Source organism: Deltaproteobacteria bacterium (genome assembly GCA_009930495.1).
GTDB lineage: Bacteria > Desulfobacterota > Desulfovibrionia > Desulfovibrionales > Desulfomicrobiaceae > Desulfomicrobium.
On sequence record RZYB01000153.1, the window covers coordinates 1 to 6,341 of the forward strand.

Consider the following 6,341-nt stretch of genomic DNA (forward strand, 5'->3'; position numbering starts at 1 on the left):
TGGCGGAAGTCATGCTCCGCAAGGGCGATTTGCACGCGTTTTGTCGCAACGTCCTGAGCGCCCTGATCCACCATACCTCGTCCCACAACGGCGCCGTCTATCTGCTGGACGAGGACAGCCAGGAATTCCGGCATTATGAATCCATCGGCCTGTCCGTGAAACAGACCTCCTTTTCGGCCGACACCCTGGAAGGGGAATTCGGCCCGGCCATCGCCTTGGGACAGATCCGGCGCATCGCGGACATCCCTCCGGATACCCGTTTTGCCCTGGCCACGGTCGGCGGCGCCCTTGTGCCACGTGAAATCGTGACCATTCCCATCCACTCCGGCCCAAACGTGGTGGCCGTCATCTCCCTGGCCAGTCTGGCTCCGTACCCGCCACGGGCCCTGCGCCTTCTGGAGGAAATCCGAAACGTGCTTTCGGCCCGCCTCAACGCCTTGATCCTCAATCGCAAGCTCCGCGACTTCACGGCCCAGCTCGAACAACAAAACCAGGAACTGGAGCTCCAAAAAAAGGAACTGGCCACCCAGGCCACCCTGCTGCGAGACCAAAACAGCGCGCTGGAACTCCAAAAACAGCGTTTGGGCGAAGCCAGCCGGCTCAAAAGCGCCTTTCTGTCCAACATGAGCCACGAGCTGCGCACCCCGCTCAATTCCGTCATCGCCCTGTCCGAGGTTCTGAACCGCCGCCTGCGCCCGTCCATCCCGGCCGAGGAGCAGCGCTATCTGGAAATGATCGAGCACAATGGCCGGCAGCTTCTGGAACTGATCAATTCCATCCTGGATCTGTCCCGGATCGAGGCCGGACGCGAGGATGTCCGTGTCACGCCGTTCAAGCTCCACGACCTGACCCAGAGCGTCATCGACACCGTGGAACCACAAGCCCAGGGCAAGGGAATCGAGCTGCGCCACCTCGTTCCGGCGGACCTGCCCCTGCTGCGGAGCGATTTCGCCAAATGCCGGCATATCCTGCAAAACCTGATCGCCAACGCGGTCAAATTCACCGACGTCGGGCATGTCGAGGTCATGGCGGCCCAGTCCGGGGCGATGGTGCTGATCACGGTCCGTGATACGGGCATCGGCATCCAGCCGGAGCAGCTCCCGTTTATTTTCGATGAATTCCGCCAGGGAGACGACAGCACCTCCCGCGCCCACGGGGGCACGGGCCTGGGGCTGGCCATCGCCCGCAAGTACGCGACCATGCTCCACGGCGACATCGACGTGCGCAGCACGCCGGGCCAGGGCTCGACCTTTGTCCTGCGCCTGCCCCTGAACCTGTCCCACGATCTGCCCGCGACGCTCCTGGAACCACGGTCCGACCCGACGCCTCGATCCGGTGCCGGCCACCGGCTGCTCGTGGTGGAAGACAGCGAACCGGCGGCGATCCAGGTGCGCGACATCCTGTCCGCCCAGGGCTATCGCGTGGACGCGGTTCGGAGTGGCCGCGAAGCCCTGGCGCGCATTGCCCAGGACGCCCCCGAGGCCATGATTCTGGATCTGATGATGTCCGAAATGGACGGCTTCGAAGTCCTGCGCCAGGTCCGCGCCCAGGACGCCACGGCCAGGTTGCCGGTGCTGATCCTGACCGCCAAGCACATCACCCGCGAGGAACTGAGTTTTCTTGAGGGCCAACACGTCCAGCAGCTGATCCAGAAGGGCGGCATCAACAAGGCCGACCTGCTGACGGCCGTCGCGGCCATGATTTCCACCACGCCGGACGCCCGCGCCAATCAGGCTCCAAAACCCGATCCGACTCCGGCGCGCCGGTCCAGGCCGCGCGGCCAGCGTCCGGTCATCCTCGTGGTCGAGGACAATCCGGACAACCTGGCCACCATGCGCGCCCTGCTTCACGGCGTGGCCACCCTGGTCGAAGCCGACAACGGCCAGACCGGCCTGTTGGCGGCCAGGGCACACCGGCCGGACTTGATTCTGATGGACATTTCCCTGCCGATCATGGACGGCTTCGCCGCCCTGGACGCCCTGCGCGCGGACCCGGAACTGCGCGCCATCCCGGTCGTCGCCGTGACCGCCAACGCCATGTCCGGGGACCGGGAAAACACCCTGGCGCGTGGCTTTGACGCCTATCTCTCGAAACCCCTGGACGGAACCAGGCTCGAACAAACGATCAACCAGATGCTCGAAGGGCACGCCCCCCCAGGCGGCCCCGACCCATCAAGGACCCGACCATGAAAATCCTGGCCATAGATGATAATTTCGACAATTTGATCATCCTGCGGGCCGTCGTGGCCGACTTTTTGCCCGAGGCCGAGGTCATGACCGCATCCAACGGTCCGGCCGGCATCGAGCTCGCCCGCGACATCGACCCCGATGTGATCCTGCTGGACATCATCATGCCCGGCACGGACGGTTTTGCCGTGTGCCGCGAGCTCAAGGAGGACCCCCGGCTGCGGATCATCCCGGTGGTCTTTCTGACCGCGCTCAAAACCGACCGCGAGAACCGCATCAAGGCCATCAAGGCCGGAGCCGAGGGATTTTTGTCCAAGCCCATCGAGTCCACGGAACTGACCGTGCAAATCCGGGCCATGGCCAAGATCAAGGCCGCCAATGTCGCTCAGCGCGAAAACCAGGAGCGCCTTGCCGCCCTGGTGGCGGAACGGACCCACGACCTGGAAGACGCCATGCACCAGGCCCAGGCCGCGAACAAGGCCAAAAGTGAATTCCTGGCCAACATGAGCCATGAAATCCGCACGCCCCTGAACGGCATCCTGGGCATGCTCCAACTCCTTCAGGATACTTCGCTGGACACGGAACAGCGGGACTTCGTGGACACGGCCATTTCCTCGGGACACCGTCTGACCCGGCTGCTGTCGGACATCCTGGATCTGTCCAGGATCGAGGCCGGAAGACTGATCCTGCGCAACAAGGAATTCGACATGCGCGAAGTCCGACAGGCCATCACCGACCTGCTCTTCGTGACCGCCAATAATCCGGACCTGCGCCTGTGCTTCCACATCGACGACACGGTCCCGCCCCGACTCGTCGGCGACGAAACCCGGCTGGTGCAGATTCTGTTCAACCTGGTCGGCAACGCCATCAAATTCACGACCCGGGGCAGCGTGGAAACGCGGGTGTCCCTGTTGCAACGCACGTCCGGCCGGGCCCGCCTGCTCTTTCAAATCTCGGACACCGGCGCGGGCATTCCCGACGACCGTATTCTGGACGTCTTCGACCCCTTCACCCAGGTCGAGTCATCCTACACCCGCGCCCACCAGGGCGCCGGCCTGGGCCTGTCCATCGTGCGCCGTCTGATCCGGCTCATGGATGGAAGCATGAGTGTTGACAGCGCCCTGGGCCAGGGCACGACCATCTATCTGTCCCTGCCTTTTGCCCTGCGCGACACGAAAAACGCCGCGGCGCCCCCCACGCCCAAAACCCCAGACGCGGGCCAGGGGCTGCGCATCCTTCTGGTCGAGGACGACGAGGTCAATCTGCTGTCCGGAAAATGTCTGATGGAAAAACTCGGGCACCGGATCGTCACGGCCAGAAATGGCCAGGAAGCCCTGTTCCGACTACGGGAACAGGATCTGGACCTTGTGTTCATGGACATCCAGATGCCCGTCATGGACGGACTGGAGGCAACGCGGCGCATCCGCGCGGAGGGGGATTTCAAGGACAAGGCGGATATCCCCGTCGTGGCCATGACGGCCTACGCCATGGCCGGGGACCGGGAAAAATTCCTGAACGCGGGCATGACCGATCATATCCCCAAGCCCGTTTCCATGGACACCCTGCGCCGGACCATCGACCGCTTCACCCGGCGCTAGCCATCCAGCTCCGCGGTCCTGGTCCGGCCGCGCTTCACATGGCGCCCCGTCCCATGTTCACGCCCGTGGCCTCGGCCGCGCGGATGAGCTGGTGATCCACGGGCACGGTCCGGCACAGTCCGGCCAGCTCGGCCAGGGGCACGAGAACGATATCCGGCGTCTTGAGCGCGACCATGGTCCCAAATTCGCCCCGAGCGGCCGCGTCCACGGCCGCCGCGCCCAAGCGCGTGCCCAGCACCCGGTCGAAAGCCGTGGGCGAACCGCCGCGTTGGATATGCCCCAGCACCGTGGTCCGGACTTCGAGCGGGATGCGCTCCCGGATCTGCCGGGCCAGATGAAATCCTATCCCGCCCAACTGCTCCACGCCCTGCAGACGGTTGTCGGCCGTGCCCTGGGTAACGAGCGCGCCGCCCTCCTCCTTGGCCCCCTCGGCGACCATGATCACGCTGAACGGACTGCCACCCTTCAGCCGGTGCTGGATCTTGGCCACCACCTTGTCCAGATTATAGGGAATCTCGGGAATGAGGATGATGTGCGCGCCTCCGGCCAGTCCCGCCTCCAGGGCGATCCAGCCGGCATAGCGCCCCATGACTTCCAGGATCATGACCCGGTCATGGCTGCGGCCCGTGGTATGCAGGCGGTCCATGGCATCGCAGGCGACCTGCACGGCGGTCTGGAAGCCAAAGGTATAATCCGTGCCAAAAAGATCGTTGTCGATGGTCTTGGGGATGCCGACCACGGGCATGCCCATTTTTTGGAACATGTGGCCCAGTTCCAGGGTGCCCTCGCCGCCGACCACGAACAGACAGTCCAGGTCCAGGGAACGAAAGGTGTCCATGGCCTGGGCCGAAAGGTCGCGGACAACGATCTGCCCGGACTCGTCGAACTCGCGGTAGGCAAAGGGATTCCCCTTGTTGGTCGTGCCCAGGATCGTGCCACCCAGAGTCAGGATGTCCTTGGTGTTGCCGGTGGTCAAGTTCATGGTCCGCCCGAAAACAAGGCCATCGAACCCGTTCTCAAGACCGATAACCTCGGCCCCGTGCTGGATGATGGCCGCCCGGGTCACGGCCCGGATAACGGCATTGAGGCCGGAGCAATCGCCCCCGCCTGTCAGAATTCCCACGCGTCGTAAGCTCATGCGTTTTTCCTTATGTATGTTGGATGTCAAAATGCCCCCGGATCGGAAGACCGCGCCCGGCCCGGCGCCGACCGGACCGTGTCACGCCCGGACAATCGTATTCAAAATCGCGATGAGTTGGGCAAGGCTGACCGGCTTGGCCACGTAATCATTCATGCCCGAGCGCAAAAAATACTCCCGATCGTCGGGCATGGCATAGGCGGTCAGGGCGACAATGGGAATATCCCGCTTCGCCTTCGGGGTGCCGGAGGCGCGGATACGGCGCGTCGCCTCCAGCCCGTCCATGACGGGCATTTGCACGTCCATGAGGATCACGTCGAAATCCCCGGCCAAGAAAAGATCCAGGGCCTCCTGCCCATCGCGGGCCGAGACCACGTCGTAGCCCGCCTTCTCCAGAAGCTTGCGGATCGCGAACCGCGTCACCTCGTCGTCCTCGGCCAGCAGAATCCGCCCACTGGACATCGCGGACGCCACGCCGGACCGTGCCTCGTCCGGGGACGCAACGTCGGTTCCGAGTCCCAGGACGACGCAAAAGCAAATGCTCGTGCCCACGCCGGCCTCGCTCTCCACGGCCATGGTCCCGTCCATGAGTTCGACAAGCTGCTTGCAGATCGTCAGTCCCAGTCCCGCCCCCTGGTGGTTGCGGGCATACCCATGAACCGCCTGGGTAAAAGGCTGAAACAGGTTTCCCAGGGATTCATCGGGAATGCCGCAACCCGTGTCCGAAACCGTGAACAGTATCCGGGCCGCCGTGGCGTTGCCATGCGGCAGGAGGACGACATCCACCGTGATCCGGCCGTGGGACGTGAACTTGAAGGCATTGCCGAGCAGATTCGTGAGCACCTGTTGCAGCCGCAGGGGATCTCCGGTGACCGTCGTCGGGAGGGCCGGATCAACAGTGAGCTCCAGGGTGATTTCGGACTGCATGGCCGCGGGTTTGAACAGATCGATGACCTGCCTCAGGGTCTCGCGAATGTTCATCGGCTCCGGGCGGAGCTCCATCTTGCCGGCTTCCATGCGCGACAAATCGAGGATGTCCGACAGCAACCGCGTCAGCCGGTTGGTGGATTGCAGGGCCAGGGTGCAGAATTCCCGCTGCTCCCGGTCCTGGACCGAGGACTCCAGCAGCTGGAGCATGCCCATGATGCCGTTCAGGGGCGTGCGGATTTCATGGCTCATGTTGGCCAAAAACTCGGATTTGACCTCGTTGGCGGTTTCCGCCTCCTCCTTGGCCCGGAGCAGCTCAAGCTCCATCCGCTTGCGCTCATGGATGTCGACATGGGTTCCGACAATGCGGATCGGTCGGCCCGATGCGTCCGTTTTGCCGACATTGCCCCGGCTCATGATCCAATGCCAGTGACCATCCTTGGCCCCAAGGCGGAATTCCTGCGTGAACCCCGCGCCGGTGGCGACGCAATC

General features: G+C 63.9%; 4 protein-coding genes. 2 read left to right on the top strand and 2 right to left on the bottom strand.

Annotated elements, in window-relative coordinates:
• Nucleotides 1–11: 11 nt before the first annotated feature.
• Both EOL86_11220 and EOL86_11225 read left to right on the top strand, forming a co-directional pair.
• A complete protein-coding gene (locus EOL86_11220) occupies nucleotides 12–2,189 on the top strand; it encodes a response regulator (GenBank protein ID NCD26145.1) in 2,178 nt (725 codons plus the stop codon).
• Nucleotides 2,186–3,784 (top strand): response regulator, encoded by a 1,599-nt coding sequence (locus EOL86_11225; protein NCD26146.1) that lies wholly within the window; start codon nucleotides 2,186–2,188, stop codon nucleotides 3,782–3,784. The genes EOL86_11220 and EOL86_11225 overlap by 4 nt, the downstream gene beginning before the upstream one ends.
• A gap of 34 nt (nucleotides 3,785–3,818) precedes the next feature.
• Here the strand turns inward: EOL86_11225 and EOL86_11230 are convergent, their stop codons facing one another.
• Together EOL86_11230 and EOL86_11235 are read right to left on the bottom strand one after the other, a co-directional pair.
• The gene (locus EOL86_11230) at nucleotides 3,819–4,922 is read right to left on the bottom strand and encodes an ATP-dependent 6-phosphofructokinase (protein ID NCD26147.1); all 1,104 of its coding nucleotides are present in this window, start codon (nucleotides 4,920–4,922) and stop codon (nucleotides 3,819–3,821) included.
• Between the two features lie 81 nt (nucleotides 4,923–5,003).
• The coding region (locus EOL86_11235) for a PAS domain-containing hybrid sensor histidine kinase/response regulator (GenBank protein NCD26148.1) at nucleotides 5,004–6,341 on the bottom strand (1,338 nt) is incomplete at its 5' end.

Coding starts and splice junctions, on each gene's coding strand:
- EOL86_11225 (NCD26146.1), top strand. CDS start 2,186: ATGAAAATCCTGGCCATAGATGATAATTTCGACAATTTGATCATCCTG.
- EOL86_11230 (NCD26147.1), bottom strand. CDS start 4,922: ATGAGCTTACGACGCGTGGGAATTCTGACAGGCGGGGGCGATTGCTCC.
- EOL86_11220 (NCD26145.1), top strand. CDS start 12: ATGCTCCGCAAGGGCGATTTGCACGCGTTTTGTCGCAACGTCCTGAGC.